The organism is Ensifer sp. GW823-FHT05D09, from assembly GCF_058795755.1.
The window spans coordinates 54,467-71,928 of sequence record NZ_JBXAIA010000013.1 but is presented as its reverse complement, the minus strand read 5'-3'; the positions used below and the strand labels follow the sequence as shown (position 1 = coordinate 71,928).

The window sequence follows — 17,462 nt, the reverse complement described above, 5'->3', positions numbered from 1 at the left end:
GCTGCACGAAATATGGCAGCAAGGCAACGGCCTATCTTGACATGTCTGGATATGACCAGTTACGACTGACGTTATTAGACAACCGAGGTATCCGATGAAGCTCACTCTGATTGGCGGCGGCGGCGTAAGAGCGCCCCTATTCGTAGCTTCGGCTCTTCGCAGGGCCGAACGCAGCGGGCTTACCGAAATCTGCCTGCATGACGTCGATCAATCGAAACTCGAAATCTTCGGCGGGCTTGCCCGCGAGATTGCTCTGAGGATGCAGTCGCCCGTCCGCATTTCCGCCACCGTAACTGCCGAGAAAGCCCTTGAGGGCGCGCGCTACGTCGTCACCACTGTTCGGCCCGGCGGCGAGGATGGGCGTGTCAAGGACGAGCGGATTGCCTTGTCGCACGGCGTTCTCGGCCAGGAGACCACCGGACCTGGCGGTTTTGCCATGGCGTTGCGCAGCATTCCCGTCATCACTGAATATGCTCAGCTGCTGAAAGAGGTCAGCCCGGATGCCTGGCTCTTCAACTTCACCAACCCCGCGGGTCTGGTGGCACAGGCGCTGAGCGACGCGGGCTTCGATCGTGTCGTCGGCATCTGCGACGGCGCCAATGCTGCCCAGGAAGCGGTGGCACAAAAGCTCGGCGTTGCCGTCAGGGACGTGCAGACCGAAGTCTTCGGCCTCAATCACCTGTCGTTCACCCGGTCAGCAGTCGTCGGAGGGCAGGAGGTTCTGCAGGGTCTGCTGGATGACGATGCGTTTCTTGCCGAAACGGCGCAGCGCATTTTCGATCCGGCGATCATCCGGCGGCATCGGCTCTGGCTCAACGAATATCTCTACTACTTCTACTATGCCGAGAAGGCGCTTGGAGACATCCAGGCCGATGCGCGTACCCGTGGCGAAGAAGTGCGCGACCTCAATCGTACCTTGATCGCGGAACTATCCGACATCGGCGTCGAGCGCGATGCGGATGCTGCCCTGGCTGCCTACTTCGCCTACGAACAGCGCCGCGAGGCGACCTACATGCATTACGCGCGGCCCGAAGCGCCGAGCATGGAAGATGCCGACAGGGCAATCCGCGCGGTCAGTGCGCATGCCGCTGACGGTGTCGGTGAGGGTTATGCCGGTGTTGCGCTCAACATCATCGATGCGATGGAATCGGGAGCCGAGTGCCATATCGGATTGAACGTGCGCAACGGTGAGGCTATCGACGGCCTTAGGCCCGATGACGTCGTCGAAGTCAGCTGCGTCGTCGGCCGCGACGGCATCAAGGCGAAAAAGATTGGGGCGATGCCGGAGGCACAGGCGCAACTCGTGCACAACATCAAGCGTTATGAACGGCTCGCTGTCAGGGCGATTGCAGAGCGGCGGAAGGATCTGGCCGTCGAGGCTCTGGTCGCGCATCCGCTTGTGTTGTCCTACTCGCGCGCGGAGCCATTGGTCGAGCAATACATCGCCGCCCATCAACCTTTTGCCGGAGAATGGCGTTGATCCTTTCAAGACAGGGCAGGGCCGCTCCGTACGATGTGGTGCTGGCTGGAGAGTACTATTACGACCTGATTTTTTCCGGCCTCGGCGACGTGCCAAGGCTCGGCGCCGATGTATGGTCGAAGGACTTCGATGCCGTCCCAGGCGCCAGTTACACGACGGCTCGTGCGTTCTCCTTGCTCGACGTGAAAGCCGGCTGGTGGTGCGAGACCGGAACAGATCTCTTCAGCCAGTTGATGATCGCAGCGGCAACGCGCGACGCGATCGACGTGTCCCTGTTCCAACGGCGCGCACAGGCCCGAATCCGCCTGAGCGCCGCATTCTCCATGGCACAGGACCGGGGATTCATCAGTCACTTCCAAGGGGAAGAGACGCTTCCGTCCAAAGCCGAAATCGAACGGCTCGGGCCGCGGGTCCTCATCGTGCAAGGGCTCACCTGCCGGAACGATTTGGCCGATCTGTTCGCCTTCGCCCGCTCCATGGGTATCTTTTGCTGTCTGGATTGCCAGCATGTCGACGAGGATATCGCTGAAGGCAATCTCGCTGACATTCTGCGCCACACCGATTGCTTCATCTGCAATGAGACGGAGGCAACGCGGCTGACAGGCAGCGCGAGCCATGATGGGGCGCTGCTGGCCATTGCCGGATACTGCCCGGCAGTTGTGATCAAGCGTGGCGCACGCGGCGCCGCAGGACTCCATGCCGGCCAGGTCATCGAAATCGGCGCGCCGCAAGTCGAAGTCGTCGATACGACGGGTGCCGGCGACAGTTTCAACGCCGGCTTCATCTACGGCCTGTTGCAGGGCTGGCCGATGGCGAAGGCGCTTCGAGCCGCCGTTGCCTGTGGCTCGGTCTCGGTGACGGCACATGGCGGCAAGGCGCTGCCCCGAGAAAGTGAGCTTCTTCAAAGCATGGCAGAAGCCACCTGGTAAAGAACGACACATCAAACGCAACGTGGGAGCATGCATATGAAACGTCGGGAATTCCTTGCATCCGCAGCGGCAGCTGCTGCGGCAATTGCCATCAGCCCCAGGCTGGCCTTCAGCGCTGACGGAGCGGTCGAAGTGATCGTGGGGAGCGATCAGAACGTGGCGGACTTCTGGTCCAATGTGGTCGTTCCGGCCTTGCAGCAGGAACTCCCGGATCTCGTTGTCAACGTGACAGTGTCTGACGGCAACTCGGGCATGATGGCCCTGGCCGATCGCGCGCTTGCCGCGCTGAAGACGAAGAGCGATCCACAGGTCGATGTGATGGAAGCCTTCAATCCACGCAATACCGTCGGCGCGATCGATGCCGGTCTTTGGGTCGATTTTTCAAAGGCATCGATGAGCAACTACGCAAAGCTCAACACGCTGGCGATCGATACCAATTTCGGCCTTCCATACCGTGGCTCGCAGGTGGTTCTGGCCTACGATTCCAACAAGGTGCAAACGCCTCCGAAGACGTGGGAGGAATTGACCGCCTGGATCAAGGCCACGCCCGGCCAGTTCATCTACAATCGCCCCGACAAGGGCGGATCCGGCGGCAATTTCGTACGGCGCGCGATCCACGAGGCCAACGGTCGGGACCCGTCCGCATTCACGGCGTCCAATTTCAGCAAGGAAAAGGCTGACGCGATGCTGCCGCCCGCCTGGGAGATCCTGAAGGATCTCGCCCCTTCGCTCTACCAGGGTGGGTCCTATACGGCAGGCAACACGCCGTCACTTCAGTTGCTCGTCTCGGGCGTCGTGTCGATGGTACCGACCTGGTCCGACCAAGCGCTGTCCGGCCTGAAATCGGGCGAGTTGCCTTCTCACATCAAGCTGGCGCAGTTGCAGGACCTGGCATTCGTCGGCGGGTTTGCCTATTGCACCATCCCGACCAATGCCACGAACATCGAGGCTGCGACCAAACTCGCAAACGTCCTCATTTCTCCGGCTGTCCAGGAACAGATCGTCGATCAGATCGCCGGGTTCCCGTCGATCGAATGGTCCTATCTTTCGGACGAGATCCGCACCGCAAATGCCGACATCATCCCGAAGTCGATCCCGGCCTTCCCGGACGGCGAGTGGGAAGCAGCCGTCAATGACGGCTGGTATCGCAACGTCGCGCCCGCGATCGCGCGTAACTAAGAGATCGGAGCGCTGGTTTGGGAAGCGAAGGCACCTCTACACGAAACCTGAAAGGGCTGCTGCTCATCGGCCCGCCGCTTGCAGTCATGGTCTGCCTGCTGCTTTATCCCGCCGGCGTATCGATCGTGCAAACGCTCCAGGAGACCGCAGCCGATGGCTCCGTCTCCTGGAGCCTTGCTCGATATCATCGGTTCTTCACCGATCCCTACAGTGTCGCCAACTACGTTCGCACCGTGTGGACGACGGTGGTGACGCTGATCCTGCTGATCGCCATTTGCCTGCCGATTGCCATCTATCTGCATTTCACCCGCAGCCGCCTGGCCGCCGTCGTTCAGGCCTTGGCACTTTTTCCCATGTTTGTGCCCGGGATCATCGTCGCCTATGCGCTCATTCGATACATCGGCCCGAACGGCCTGCTTCAGTCACTGCTGGAAGTCGTCGGGTTCAATTCCTATAGTTCGCCATATCTGACCCCGTGGGGCCCGGTGATCGGCCTGGTCTGGGACCACATGCCTCTGACCTTGCTCATCCTGACTGCGGGCATGGCGAAGGTATCACAGGAAGCCATCGAGGCTGCCCGCGATGTCGGGGCCGGCTATGTCGTCATATTCCATCGCATCATCCTGCCGCTGATGGTCGAGTCGCTTCTGGTCGTGATGGCCTTGAACGTCATCAGCCTCTTCGGCTCGTTCGTCATCCCCTACATGCTGGGACCGGCATCTCCGGAGATGATGGGCCCTTATATGCTGAGGACATTTTCGGAAGTCCGTCAGCCCGATTTTGCCGCAGCCCAGGCAGTGATCACGTTCCTGACCTGCTCTGTCTTTGGCATCCTCTATGTCGTCATGCTGACGAGAAAGCAGGACGTATGAAGATCCGCGCCAGCACGATCGTGGGCAGCATCATCATGCTCGTCCTGATCGCCTATGTGGTGATGCCCATTGCGACGGTGTTTCTCTGGGCTTTTGCCGAGAAGTGGACCTATCCGGCCCTGCTTCCGACCGAGTGGGGCCTGAAATACTGGCACACAACATTGGCGCGCGCCGATGTTCTCTCAGCCTTGCGCCTGTCGCTTGCGCTCTCGGTCACGGTGACATTGCTATCGGCAGTGATCTGCCTGCCGGCGGCCTACGCCTTTGCACGTATGGAGTTCGTCGGGCGCCGGACCTTCATGATGTCGTTCCTTGCCATCAACGCGTTTCCGCGGTTCGGGTTGATCGTGATGATCGCGACGCTGTTCCTGAGCCTCAGACTTGTGGGCACGTTCTGGGGTATCGTCCTCGTGCAGTTGCTGAACACGATGCTGATCATGATCTGGCTGCCGTCAGCGGCGTTTCGCGGCGTCGACCGCCGACTGGAGGAGGCCGCCCGCGACGTGGGGGCCGGGCCAGTGCGAACATTCATTCGCATCACCATCCCTCAGGCAGCACCTGCTATCGGGGCCGCAATGCTGCTCACATTCGTTTCGACTTTCTACGAGACGGAAGGCGCATGGCTGGTCGGGGCACCCAAACTGCGCACGATGCCGATGGTGATGTTGCAGATGATCACCGGGCAGATCGTAGTGCAGTACGGAGCGGTCCTGTCCGTTCTGCTCTGGGTGCCGTCATTCATCGCATTGTTGTTCGCGCGCCGGGTGCTGGCGTCGAACCAGTTTGCAAAAGGGTTTGGCGCATGACGCCGCACGCACGCGTGTTGTCGGAGTTCTGTTGAAATGGCGAAATTGGAACTGAAGGGTATAGAGAAGCGCTACGGCAACATGGCAGCCGTCAGCGACATCTCCCTCGAAATCGCGTCGGGTGAACTGGTCTGCCTGCTCGGGCCGTCGGGATCGGGCAAGTCGACGCTCCTGCGCATCATGGGCGGCTTCGAAAAGCCGACGGCAGGCAGCGTCCTCATCGATGGTCTCGACGTGACGGCGAGTGCGCCGGAAAACCGCCCTACGGCGATGGTTTTTCAAAGCCATGCGCTCTGGACGCATATGAATGTTTTCGAGAACATCGCTTTCGGGCTGAAGCTCAGAAAGTTGAGCCGGGCGGAAATCGCCCGCAAGGTGGATGCAGCGCTCGAACTGGTCGGTCTCACAGGTTACGGCAAGCGTAGTCCGCTGCGCCTTTCGGGCGGTCAGCAGCAACGCGTGGCGATTGCGCGATGCATCGTTCTGGAGCCGAAGATCCTGCTCATGGACGAGCCGTTCGCCAGCCTTGATCAACATCTCAGGGAGCGTTTGCGTGAGGAAGTGCGCAATATTCAGCGCGAGCTTGGGATCACCACCGTCTTCGTAACCCACGGGCAGGACGAGGCGCTTGCGATAGCGGACCGGGTCGTTGTGATGTCGGTTGGCAAGATCAATCAGGTGGGCGGGCCGGCCGATATCTATGCGCAGCCGCAGGACAAGTTTGTTGCCGGCTTTATCGGCGCGATGAATATGATCGACGGTCACGTTTCATCGGGCGTGATGGATGCCGCGGGCTTCAAAGTCAGCGTTCCATTGCCGGATGGGGCGGCGACACTTGCGGTTCGGCCGGAGAAGCTGGCGATCGCGGCTCAGGCCGGAGATATCTCGGCGTCGGCAAAGATTACCCGCGTCGTGCATTTCGGAGCGTACCGCACCATCGAGGCGACAACCGACGGCATCAACCGCGTGAAGATACATGCCGACACCGAGACGGTACTCGAACCGGGTCAGGATATATTCCTCGATCCTGTTCATTTTTCCGTCTTCAAGGACGGGCACGACGTCTTCCGTTCGGCCGCAGTCCTGAGATGAGCTTTCGGCCCGCTCTCAAGTGGCACCGTTTGCGCCAGGTCCGGACAGACTGCGCGTTCGGGCTCACCAGCATGATGCAGGGCGCCGCGTGCGGCGCGTCGATGGAAGTCGATCTGCGCGCGCTTTGTGACGGCGATTTCGTCTGTCTGCACGATGCGACGTTCGATCGCGAAACCAATACCGCGGGTCCGGTGCGCGACTTCACGTCGTCGGACGTCGGATCAATACTGATGCGCAACGATGATGGTCGGCTGGCAGACGTGCGGCCTATGCTTCTTGGCGATCTTGCCGCCGAGATGGGCGGCGCGGCGGTTCATCCGGGCGCATTGATGCAGCTTGACTTCAAGGACGACATAGCAACACTTTCGGCAGATCATCGTCGGCGGTTTCACGATTGTCTCGCGGCCTGCGCCAGCCGCTTCATCCTTTCGGGAGACGATCCGGCAGGGCTTCTCAGCCTCCGGGCTGGCCTGACAGGGCTCAAGATCGGCTACGACCCTTGCCGTGACGATACGCTGACACAGCTGCAACGAAGCGGAGCGTTCGAGGCTTTCGCGCGCGATGCTGTCAGCGCGGTGCCATTCGCCGCCTATGTCTATCTGGAATACCCCATCATACTTGCTGGGCTCGATGCCGGCGTGAACGTCGTTTCGATCTTTCAATCGGCCGGCATGAAGGTGGACGTCTACACCTTGAATTCCGACCACAGCGGGGTCGAGGAGACGTTGGGCCGTCTGGTCCAAGCGGGCGTTGATCAAATCACAACGGACGAGCCGCTCGTTCTTGAGCGCCTGCTAAGCCGGGTCATTCCGCAAAGAGGCTGAGCAGCCAAGGCTGAAGGGCCGGGACGCTCGCGAGAACTGCGCCATTGCCATTCTGCTCGTTTCCCTGGAAGTCCGTGACCACCCCTCCGCACTCTCTGACCAGCAGCGCTGAAGCAAGGTAGTCGAGCGTATCGAGCCCATCTTCGAAACAGGCGTGATGCCGTCCGGCCGCGACATAGGCGACAGAAAGCGCCGCGGAGCCAAGCCGCCTGGTGACGGCCGCCCGATCGATCACCGCACGCAAGGCGGTGTGATAGCGCTCCACCGAAACACCCTGGATCTGTCCAGGGATGGGAAGTCCGACGCCGACCACGGACCGTTCTGGCGCTACGTCGCCACAAGCAGGGAGCCGCTTGCCGTTCAAGTATGCGCCTCGGCCAGCTTCCGCGACAAACATCTCGTCACGGACGGGGTCGAAGACGACGCCTGCCATTACCCGACCGTCTTCCACATGCGAAATGACCTGCGCGAAAAATGGAATATGAAACGCGAAGTTCGACGTCCCGTCGATTGGGTCAATGATGAATGTCCGCCGGCCGGAACCTGCCGTGTCGCTCGTCTTTTCCTCGCCGACAATGCCTGCATCCGGGCATTTCTCTTTGAGCAGGGCGACAATTGTTCGTTCCGTCGCAATGTCTGCTGCCAGCTGATAGTCACGGGGGGCCTTCTCGACCATGCCGATCGTCTCGGTCGCGGCATAATATTCCAGGGCCGTGGCGCCACCAGCACGCGCCGCATCTATCATTGCTGACGTTACTTCGCTCGGCTGAAATGACATCGCTTACCTTCCCAGAGAGGGTTCATACCCAACTGGTCATAACAGGTCATTTCCAGTTGAGCAAGCTGAGGGTTGGCATCGCCGCTGACCTGCGGGCCGTTGAAGCCGATCAAGGGTGTCGGGGTGGTCAACCATAGTCTGGCCGGTGACCAGGTCCTTGCCCATGTCGCGATTCAAGAGACTTTTCCCTCTCCTCCGCCTTGAGTGAGTTTGCGCGCTATTTCGTAGAACGCATGGACAAGCTTGCCGTTGCTGCGTTCGCGCAGACAGATGAGCGCCTCATCCATCAGCATTTCCGGGGCATCGATCCTGATTGGCACGAGACGGTTGTCCTGGCCGAACTCGGCGGACGAGACAAAGCCGATACCGCCGCCAGCGGCGACGATCTCGCGCACCGCTTCGCGCCCCTCGGCCTCGATTAGCGGCGTGAGCGTGACGCCGCATTGTTCGGCCATCGCCTCGAGCTTCTGGCGGGTCTTCGAGCCGCGTTCGCGCATGACGAGCGGGTGATTTGCCAGTTCCGCGAAGGTGACGCTCTCACCTGCTGCAAGAGGATAGTCGCGGCTTGCGAAGGCGACGATCGGTGTGGAATTGAGCTTGAGAACGTCGAAGTCGCCGACCTGAGGGATTTCACCGAGCACACCGATATCGGCCTCATAGGCGTGCAGACTGGTAATGACCGTCTCGGTGTTGCCGGCGTCAATCGACACCTGAACCGTCGGGTAGGCGCGCCGGAAGGCAGCCAGAATGTGCAGCAGATGGTGCGCGGCGTCGGCGACGATCCGAAGTTTTCCGGCTCTCAATGCGCGTGATTCCGAAAGCAGATCGAGCGCCTGCTGTTCGACGTCGAACATGCGGCGCGTGACTTCCAGAAGCTGTTGACCGGCATGCGTCAGCGTCACCTGCTTCTTGTTCCGATTGAAGAGCAGAACGTCATACTCTTCCTCCAGCTTGCGCACCTGGTCGGAGACCGCCGGCTGGGTCAGAAACAGGGCCTCGGCTGCCCGCGAGAAGCCGCCGTGGATGGCCACATTGTGGAAGGCGCGGAGCTGGACATAGCGCACGGTAACATCCCCCAAAGATAAATTCTGTCGATGGAACCATCAGAACGAACGATTTGATTTATGTAAAGGGGCAAAAGATAGTTTCCGGAGCCAAACCTTTCCGGAGCGCGCCTATGAACCTTTCGGCCGTCGCCCTCGAACTCGCCGCTGCAACAGTCCTGCTGCTTTATGCCGTCAGTCTGGTCAAGAAGGGTGTCGAGGCCGCCTGTGGCGATGTCGTCACCCGCGCCGTCGGAGGTGCCGGCGGCAGGCCACGCGCGGCAGCCTACGGCTGTCTGATCGCAGTTGCCCTCCAGAGTTCGACGGCGGTCGCCATGCTCGCCGCCGGCTTTGCCGTCAGCGGCGCGTTGGCACTGGACGTTGGCCTTGCCGTCCTGCTCGGCGCCGACCTCGGCTCGGCGCTCGTCGTGAAAATCCTGAGTTTCGATCTGCACTGGCTGGCGCCGCTCATGATTACCGGCGGCGGTCTCCTGCATCTCAAGGCGCGTGCTCGAAAGCCAGTCGAGGCCGGGCGTGCGGTTCTCGGCATCGGCCTGTTGCTCCTGTCGCTGCAGATGATCGGTCACGCGACGCTTCCGCTCGGCCAAAGTCCACTGTTGCCGGCAGCGATCGAGATGCTGAGCAAGGACGCGCTGACGGTGATGATCGTCGCTGCGCTTTTCACCTGGGGCCTGCATTCCAGCGTCGCCGCAATCCTGTTGATCCTGACCTTTGCGGCCAAGGGGCTGCTGCCGCTCGACGTCGGCATCCCGCTCGTTCTTGGCGTCAATCTCGGCGGCGGGCTGATCGCTCTGTGGCTGACGCGCGGCCTGCCGGTGGAGGGCAGGCGGCTGCCGCTCGGCAATCTCATTTTTCGGGCGCTGTTCAGTGCCACGGTCTTCGCGCTGTTTTCCGTGCAGGTGTCTTTTGCGTGGCTGCCCGGTGCGACGGTCGCTTCCAAGCTCGTCAATCTGCATGTGCTGTTCAATGCAGCGTTGGTGCTTCTCGGTCTCGTATCGTGTGGCCTGATGGCGCGCTTCATTCGTCTGCTCACCCCGAAAGACGTCGCGGAAAAGGAAGCCGGCCTCCTGGCGCATGTCAGCGCGCTGGACCAGTCTTTGGTCGACAAGCCTGCTCAGGCATTGGCCGCCGCCGCACGGGAAGTGCTGCATATGGGAAACCTGATTACACGCATGCTCGAACCGGTCATGGACGTGATCGCCTCGCCAACGCCCGAGACCGTCGATGCGCTGCGGCGCATTGATGGTGACATCCATCGCGCCCATAGCGAGATCAAGCTCTTCATCGCCGCCGTCAACCGCGGCATCCTGACGGACGAGCAGTCCCGGCGCGGCATCGAGCTCACCGAGGCGGCCATTCATCTGGAATATGCCGGCGACGTCGTGTCGAAGAGCCTGTTGCGCATGGCCGAGGAGAGGCTCGAAGGCGCCGGAGCCTTTTCGCCAGCGGGCTGGCACGAACTGATGGCGCTGCACTTGGCCGTGTTTTCGAATGTGAAGCTCGCCGCCAGCCTGCTGGTTTCACCTGAACCGGTGATTGCCCGCGAGATGGTGCGCCAGAAGGAGCATGTCCGCCGGCTGGTGCAGGAAAGCAGCCAGAGCCACCTCGAGCGGCTCAGGCAGGGAATATCCGCCAGCATCCAGTCGAGCGACATGCATCTGGAGATCGTGCGCGCGCTGAAGGAACTCAATTCGCTAGTCACGACCATGGCCTATCCGCGCCTTCGCGAGACCGGCGACCTACTCGAAAGCCGTCTCGTGCCGGCTGCGTAGTTGTATAAGATGAATCGATAGATTCATACAAAAGAACGATTTTACATATATATCAACCCGCCGCATTGTCATCCCCGGAGACGCCAACGTGAGGACGGACAATGCCAAACACCGCTTCTGACAGAACCACCGCACCGCTGGAAACGCCGAGACTGGGCGAGCCCTATCTGCTCACCCCCGGCCCGCTGACGACGGCCTACGAAGTCAAGGAGGCGATGCTCCGCGACTGGGGCTCATGGGACGGAGACTTTCGCGCGATGACGGCGGAACTGCGCCGCCAGCTTCTCGACATTGCCGGCGATACCGACGGCGAATTCGACTGCGTGCCGATACAGGGCAGCGGTTCGTTCTCGGTAGAAGCAATGCTCGGCAGCTTCGTTCCGCGCGACGGCAAGGTACTGGTGCTGATCAACGGCGCCTATGGCAATCGTATCGCCCAGACGCTCACCTATCTCGGCCGCGACCATGTGACGATCGACAAAGGCGATTACATGCCGCCGCGCGGCCCTGAAGTCGCCGCAGCACTCAATGCGGACCCTGATATCACCCACGTCATCGTCGTTCATTGCGAGACCAGCTCCGGCATCCTCAATCCACTGAAGGAAATCTCCGACGTCGTCTATGCCAGTGGTCGCAAGTTGCTGGTCGACTCGATGAGCGCCTTCGGCGCCGTTCCAGCCGGCATCGCCGATCTGCGCTACGAGGCGATCGTCTCGTCGGCCAACAAATGCATCGAAGGCGTGCCCGGCTTCGGCTTCGTCATCGCCCGCAAGAGCGAGTTGGAGGCCGCCAAGGGCCGCAGCCATTCGCTCAGCCTCGATGTGCACGCGCAGTGGGAGACCATGAACAAGACCGGTCAGTGGCGGTTCACGCCGCCGACCCATGTGGTCGCCGCATTCCTGGAGGCGCTGCGGCTGCACCGGGAGGAGGGTGGTGTTGCTGCCCGCGGCGCCCGCTACGCCCGCAACCGCGACGTCATGGTCGCCGGCATGCGCGAGGCGGGTTTCGAAACGCTGCTTGCCGACCGATGGCTGTCGCCGATCATCGTCACCTTCTTCAGCCCGGCCGATCCGGCTTTCGCCTTCGACCGCTTCTACGAGTTGATGAAGCAGAAGGGCTTCATCATCTACCCCGGCAAGCTGACGGTCGTCGACAGTTTCCGCGTCGGCTGCATCGGCCGCATGGACGAGCATGTCATGCGCCGCGTGGTCGAGGCCGCACGCACATCCCTCACTGAAATGGGGGTTGCCAGCGCCGCCCCGCCGGCAGTCGCGCTTGCAGAACGCAGCCGTCTCGCCGCCTGAATGAACGATAGGATTTTCCCGATGAACCAGATGTCCAAGATCAACGTCGCCGTCACCGCCAACCGGCGCAGCTACCCCTGGCCGAACGTCCCGGCCATCGCCATTTGCCTCGACGGCTGCGAACCGGCCTATCTCGACGAAGCCATCAAGGCCGGGCTGATGCCGACGCTTGCCCGCATGCGCCAGACGGGCACGGAACGCACGGCGCTCAGCGTCATCCCGAGCTTCACCAACCCCAACAATCTTTCGATTGCGACCGGCCGTCCGCCGGCCATTCACGGCATCTGCGGCAACTATCTCTACGAACCACAAACTGGCAACGAAGTGATGATGAACGATCCGCGCTTTCTGCGCGCGCCGACCATCTTCAAGGCGTTCTACGATGCCGGAGCCAAGGTCGCCGTGGTTACCGCCAAGGACAAGCTCCGCGCACTTCTCGGTCACGGCCTCAAGTTCGATGAGGGCAGGGCGATCTGCTTCTCGTCCGAAAAGGCCGACACGTCGACCAAGTCGGAGCACGGCATCGACAATGCCTCGGTCTGGCTCGGCCGTCCGGTGCCGGAAGTCTATTCCGCGGAACTGTCGGAATTCGTCTTCGCCGCCGGCGTGAAGCTGCTGAAGGAGTTTTCTCCCGACGTCATGTACCTGACGACGACCGACTATGTTCAGCACAAATACGCGCCTGGCGTTCCCCAGGCGAACGCGTTCTACGAGATGTTCGACAAGTACCTGACCGAACTCGACGCGCTGGGTGCCGCAATCATCGTGACGGCCGATCACGGCATGAAGCCGAAGCACAAGGCCGACGGTTCGCCCGATGTCATCTATGTGCAGGACGTGCTCGACGAATGGCTCGGCAAGGATGCCGCGCGCGTCATCCTGCCGATCACCGACCCTTACGTCGTGCATCACGGCGCACTTGGTTCGTTCGCAACCGCATATCTGCCGGAACGCGCTGACAAGGAAGACATCATCGAGCGGCTCGCGGCGATCGACGGCATCGATGTCGTACTTTCGCGACCAGAGGCCTGCATCCGTTTCGAACTCCCGGATGATCGCATCGGCGATATCGTGCTCATCTCCTCGGAGAACAAGACGCTCGGCACCAGCGAACATCGCCATGACCTTGCCGCGCTGAACGAGCCCTTGCGCTCACACGGAGGCCTCACCGAGCAGCAGGTGCCTTTCATTTCGAACCGCAAGTTGCCTGAGCTTACCTCAGCTGCCTCTCTGCGCAATTTCGACGCCTTCTATTATGCGCTGGTCGCCGCAGCGCAGCCAGCAAAGTGAGGAGCGGCCGATGACCAAGGTGGAAACGACGTTCGCTCTGCGCCACGAGCCCATGCGCATTGCCGGTAAAAAGGTCGATGCCGAGGGGGTGATCGAGGTGCACTATCCCTGGAACGATGCCGTTATCGGTACCGTTCCAGCCGGCAATGCCGAACATGCCCGCAAGGCCTTCGAGATCGCGGCGGCCTATCAGCCGAAGCTGACGCGATACGAACGCCAGCGAATCCTCTTGAAGGCGGCCGAGATGCTGGTCGCCCGCAAGGAGGAAATCTCCGACATCATCACGCTGGAGCTCGGTATCTCGAAGCAGGACTCGCTCTACGAGGTCGGCCGCGCCTTCGACGTGCTGACGCTGTCGGGCCAGATGTGCATTCGCGATGACGGCGAGATTTTCTCGTGCGACCTCACTCCGCATGGCAAGGCGCGCAAGATTTTCACGATGCGCGAGCCGCTGACTGCAATTTCGGCGATCACGCCCTTCAACCATCCGCTGAACATGGTGGCGCACAAGGTGGCGCCGGCGATCGCTACCAACAATTGCGTGGTGCTGAAGCCGACGGAACTGACGCCGATGACCGCACTCGTCTTCGCCGACATTCTCTACGAGGCCGGATTGCCGCCGGAAATGCTGTCGGTGGTCACCGGCTGGCCGGCTGATATCGGCATGGAAATGATGACCAACCCGAACTTCGACCTCATCACTTTCACCGGCAGCGTGCCGGTGGGCAAGCTGATCGCGGCCAACGCGCACTACAAGCGCCAGATCCTCGAGCTCGGCGGCAACGATCCGCTGATCATTCTCAACGATCTCTCCGACGACGACCTGGCAAAGGCCGCCGACCTTGCGGTTGCCGGCGCGACGAAAAACTCCGGCCAGCGCTGCACGGCCGTCAAGCGCATCCTCTGCCAGGAAAGCGTCGCCGACCGCTTCGTGCCGCTGGTGCTGGAGCGCGCAAAGAAACTCCGCTTCGGCGACCCGATGGATCGTGCGACGGACCTGGGCACGGTCGTGCATGCCCGTGCCGCCGAAACCTTCGAGCGCCGGGTGCATATGGCGGCCGAGCAGGGTGCTGAGATCCTTTACGATCCCGGTCGCCGTGGTGCCCTTCTGCCGCCGATCGTGGTCGATCGCGTGCCGCATTCGAGCGAACTCGTGATGGAGGAAACCTTCGCGCCGATCATTCCGATCGTGCGGGCGCCTGATGATGACGATGCGCTGATCGCACTTTCCAACTCGACCGCCTTCGGCCTTTCGTCGGGGGTCTGCACCAACGATTTCCGCCGGATGCAGAAGTACATCGCCGGGCTCAAGGTCGGGACGGTCAACATCTGGGAAGTGCCCGGCTACCGCATCGAGATGTCCCCCTTCGGCGGCATCAAGGATTCCGGCAACGGCTACAAGGAGGGTGTGATCGAAGCCATGAAGAGCTTCACCAACGTCAAGACGTTTTCCCTGCCCTGGTAAGCTGGGCCCCGGTGATCCGGGCGTCCCCGGCCTGGCCACCATTTCTGGGAGCTGCCGATCGGCAGCTCCCTTTTTCTTGGCCTGCTGCAGCCCTTTTCGGCGTATGCCGCTCGGTGATGCAGCCGGTGGCAGTTTCATCGTCAATTGCCCCGCGGGTGCTCAATAAAGCGGCAGAAGATCCATAGTTTTTACTTTGCCAACGATAAGAATAATAAATTTTACTAATTGAAATGACCCACGCAGAATGCCTCCTGAAGCGTGCAAGACAAGGGCAGCGACAGATTGCCAGCCATGCTTCCCGGATTTTTTCCAGGCCTCCAGAGGAGATTTTCAGCATGAACCGTCATATGTTTTTTATGCTTGCCGGCGCCATGTCCGTGGCGCTTCCCGCCATAGCATCCGCCCAGACAGAACTCACAGTTTACACCGCCGTCGAGGCTGTCGACCTCGATCGCTACAAGGCGACGTTCGAGAAGTCGCACCCCGATATCAAGATCAACTGGGTCCGGGATTCGACCGGCGTGATGACGGCCAAGTTGCTCGCCGAAAAGGACAACCCGCAGGCGGACGTCGTCTGGGGGCTGGCTGCGACATCGCTGCTGCTCCTGAAGACGGAAGGCATGCTGGAAGCCTATCAACCGAACGGCGTCGAGGCGCTCGACAAGAAATTCGTCGACAAGGACAACCCGCCGAGCTGGGTCGGCATGGATGCCTATGTCGCGGCCCTGTGCTACAACACGGTCGAGGGCGAGAAGCTCGGCCTGAAGGCTCCCAAGAGCTGGGACGACCTGACAAAGCCCGAGTACAAGGGGCATGTCGTCATGCCGAACCCGGCCTCATCTGGCACAGGCTTCCTCGACGTGTCCGGCTGGATGCAGATGTGGGGCGAGGAGAAGGCTTGGTCCTTCATGGACAAGCTGCATGAGAACATCTCCGCCTACACTCATTCCGGTTCGAAACCGTGCAAGATGGCAGGTGCCGGCGAAGCCGTGATTGGCGTTTCGTTCGAGTTCCCTGGCGCCAAGGCCAGGAGCGCCGGCGCACCGATCGACATCATCTTCCCGTCGGAAGGATCGGGTTGGGAAGCGGAGGCGACGGCAATCATCGCTGGAACGGCGAACCTCGAAGCCGCAAAAACCCTGGTCGACTGGTCGGTCACCAAGGAAGCCAACGAAATGTACAATGCCGGCTATGCCGTGGTCGCCTATCCCGGCGTCGCCAAACCGGTCGAGCATCTGCCTTCCGACATCGCTTCAAAGATGATCGACAACGACTTCGAATGGGCCGCGAACAATCGCGCCACCATCCTGAAGGAATGGCAGAAGCGCTACGACGCGAAGTCGGAACCGAAGAGCTGACCTCTGATCGACAAAGGGCGGAGTGCATCGCGCTCCGCCTTTCGCATTCTCGAAAATTGCCTGACGGCCAGCGGAGCTTGCAGATGAGACATGCCCTGTCGATCGAACCGACACCCACGAGCATTCCCCCCACCGCCGCAGACGCGGCGTCCTATCTGGAAATCTCCGATCTCTGGAAGAGCTATGGCGACTTCGTCGCCCTTCGTGACATCTCCCTGAGCATAGCAAGGGGTGAATTCATCTGTTTCCTTGGTCCCTCCGGTTGTGGCAAGACGACCCTCCTGCGGGCGATCGCCGGCCTCGACCTTCAGTCCAGTGGCAGGATCCTGCAGGGCGGCCACAACATCTCGACTCTGCCTGCCTCCAACCGGGACTACGGCATTGTCTTCCAGTCCTATGCGCTCTTCCCCAATCTCACCATTGAGCAGAATATCGCCTTCGGTCTTGAAAACGCCGGCCGATCGAGAGCGGAGATTGCTACGCGCGTCGCCGAGCTGCTGGCAACGGTCGGGCTGTCTGAACAGAGCAGGAAATATCCGGCCCAGCTTTCTGGCGGCCAGCAGCAGCGCATCGCGCTTGCACGTGCTATCGCGATATCGCCCGGCCTGCTTCTGTTGGACGAGCCGCTGTCCGCCCTAGACGCCAAGGTTCGGGTACATCTGCGCCATGAAATCAAGTCGCTGCAGCGAAAGCTCGGTGTTACCACCATCATGGTAACGCACGACCAGGAAGAGGCACTGGCGATGGCGGATCGGATCGTGGTGATGAACCACGGCGTCATCGAGCAGGTTGGGTCACCGACCGAAATCTACAGCCACCCGAAAACCCTCTTCGTTGCCGATTTCATCGGCGAAACCAACCAATTCCCTGCAACGGTGTTGAAGGACGGGACGGTCGAGATTGGCCACTCGGCCTTCGATTGCTCAACGAAGGATCTTGTGGTGGGCGCGACTGCGACAGCCGTGGTGCGCCCCGTCGATATCATTCCGCATGGGGCCAACGCCCACGCCGTCAATGCCGTCGACCGGCCTGCGACGCCACAAAACCTTATCGATGCCGAAGTACGCGAGATGGAGTTCCTGGGCATGTTCTGGCGCACGCGCCTGACGGCGCCGCGGCTTGGCGAGCGCACCCTGGTTGCCGACTTCTCCGTCAATGCGGTGCGCAGGCTACACATAGAGACGGGTGGGGTGATCCAGGTGGAAATCCCGCGCGATCGTCTGCTGCTCTTTCCAAGGAGTGCCTGAGG

15 protein-coding genes are annotated in these 17,462 nt (G+C 61.1%); 13 read left to right on the top strand and 2 right to left on the bottom strand.

Annotated elements, in window-relative coordinates; genetic code table 11:
* Positions 1-94: 94 nt before the first annotated feature.
* The 7 genes from AC1Q80_RS27730 (at position 95) to AC1Q80_RS27700 (ending at position 7,182) form a co-directional block, all read left to right on the top strand.
* Positions 95-1,480, top strand: coding sequence for a family 4 glycosyl hydrolase (locus tag AC1Q80_RS27730; RefSeq protein WP_173422038.1), 1,386 nt, complete (start codon positions 95-97; stop codon positions 1,478-1,480).
* Positions 1,477-2,409 (top strand): carbohydrate kinase family protein, encoded by a 933-nt coding sequence (locus AC1Q80_RS27725; protein WP_492362525.1) that lies wholly within the window; start codon positions 1,477-1,479, stop codon positions 2,407-2,409. The genes AC1Q80_RS27730 and AC1Q80_RS27725 overlap by 4 nt, the downstream gene beginning before the upstream one ends.
* Positions 2,410-2,445: 36 nt before the next feature.
* Positions 2,446-3,588, top strand: coding sequence for an extracellular solute-binding protein (locus AC1Q80_RS27720; RefSeq protein ID WP_173422040.1), 1,143 nt, complete (start codon positions 2,446-2,448; stop codon positions 3,586-3,588).
* Positions 3,589-3,605: 17 nt separating this feature from the next.
* Positions 3,606-4,460 carry an ABC transporter permease gene (locus AC1Q80_RS27715; RefSeq protein WP_234902957.1) on the top strand — a complete coding sequence of 285 codons (855 nt, stop codon included), beginning with the start codon at positions 3,606-3,608 and terminating at the stop codon, positions 4,458-4,460.
* 35 nt (positions 4,461-4,495) lie between these two features.
* The gene (locus AC1Q80_RS27710) at positions 4,496-5,266 is read left to right on the top strand and encodes an ABC transporter permease (protein WP_412728352.1); all 771 of its coding nucleotides are present in this window, start codon (positions 4,496-4,498) and stop codon (positions 5,264-5,266) included.
* A gap of 36 nt (positions 5,267-5,302) precedes the next feature.
* On the top strand, positions 5,303-6,358 hold the full coding sequence (locus tag AC1Q80_RS27705; RefSeq protein WP_492362524.1) for an ABC transporter ATP-binding protein: 1,056 nt from the start codon (positions 5,303-5,305) through the stop codon (positions 6,356-6,358).
* Between the two features lie 71 nt (positions 6,359-6,429).
* Positions 6,430-7,182 carry a glycerophosphodiester phosphodiesterase gene (locus tag AC1Q80_RS27700; RefSeq protein WP_492362523.1) on the top strand — a complete coding sequence of 251 codons (753 nt, stop codon included), beginning with the start codon at positions 6,430-6,432 and terminating at the stop codon, positions 7,180-7,182.
* Here AC1Q80_RS27700 and AC1Q80_RS27695 read toward each other — a convergent pair.
* Both AC1Q80_RS27695 and AC1Q80_RS27690 read right to left on the bottom strand, forming a co-directional pair.
* Positions 7,163-7,960 carry an inositol monophosphatase family protein gene (locus tag AC1Q80_RS27695; RefSeq protein ID WP_209789872.1) on the bottom strand — a complete coding sequence of 266 codons (798 nt, stop codon included), beginning with the start codon at positions 7,958-7,960 and terminating at the stop codon, positions 7,163-7,165. The genes AC1Q80_RS27700 and AC1Q80_RS27695 overlap by 20 nt on opposite strands.
* 173 nt (positions 7,961-8,133) lie before the next feature.
* Positions 8,134-9,024: a LysR substrate-binding domain-containing protein gene (locus AC1Q80_RS27690; protein WP_492362522.1), complete on the bottom strand. Its 891-nt coding sequence runs from the start codon at positions 9,022-9,024 to the stop codon at positions 8,134-8,136.
* Positions 9,025-9,137: 113 nt separating this feature from the next.
* Between AC1Q80_RS27690 and AC1Q80_RS27685 the strand changes: the two genes are divergently transcribed.
* From AC1Q80_RS27685 to AC1Q80_RS27660, 6 genes are all read left to right on the top strand, one after another.
* Positions 9,138-10,796, top strand: coding sequence for a Na/Pi cotransporter family protein (locus AC1Q80_RS27685; protein WP_492362521.1), 1,659 nt, complete (start codon positions 9,138-9,140; stop codon positions 10,794-10,796).
* A gap of 101 nt (positions 10,797-10,897) precedes the next feature.
* Positions 10,898-12,100 carry a 2-aminoethylphosphonate--pyruvate transaminase gene (locus AC1Q80_RS27680; protein WP_492362520.1) on the top strand — a complete coding sequence of 401 codons (1,203 nt, stop codon included), beginning with the start codon at positions 10,898-10,900 and terminating at the stop codon, positions 12,098-12,100.
* Between the two features lie 21 nt (positions 12,101-12,121).
* Complete coding sequence (gene phnA, locus AC1Q80_RS27675) at positions 12,122-13,390, top strand: phosphonoacetate hydrolase (RefSeq protein ID WP_492362519.1); 1,269 nt, start codon at positions 12,122-12,124, stop codon at positions 13,388-13,390.
* A 10-nt stretch (positions 13,391-13,400) separates the two neighbouring features.
* Positions 13,401-14,855 carry a phosphonoacetaldehyde dehydrogenase gene (gene phnY / locus AC1Q80_RS27670; protein WP_492362518.1) on the top strand — a complete coding sequence of 485 codons (1,455 nt, stop codon included), beginning with the start codon at positions 13,401-13,403 and terminating at the stop codon, positions 14,853-14,855.
* Between the two features lie 335 nt (positions 14,856-15,190).
* Positions 15,191-16,213: a putative 2-aminoethylphosphonate ABC transporter substrate-binding protein gene (locus AC1Q80_RS27665; RefSeq protein WP_492362517.1), complete on the top strand. Its 1,023-nt coding sequence runs from the start codon at positions 15,191-15,193 to the stop codon at positions 16,211-16,213.
* An 83-nt stretch (positions 16,214-16,296) separates the two neighbouring features.
* Positions 16,297-17,460, top strand: coding sequence for a putative 2-aminoethylphosphonate ABC transporter ATP-binding protein (locus AC1Q80_RS27660; RefSeq protein WP_209789866.1), 1,164 nt, complete (start codon positions 16,297-16,299; stop codon positions 17,458-17,460).
* The last annotated feature ends 2 nt before the right edge of the window (positions 17,461-17,462 follow it).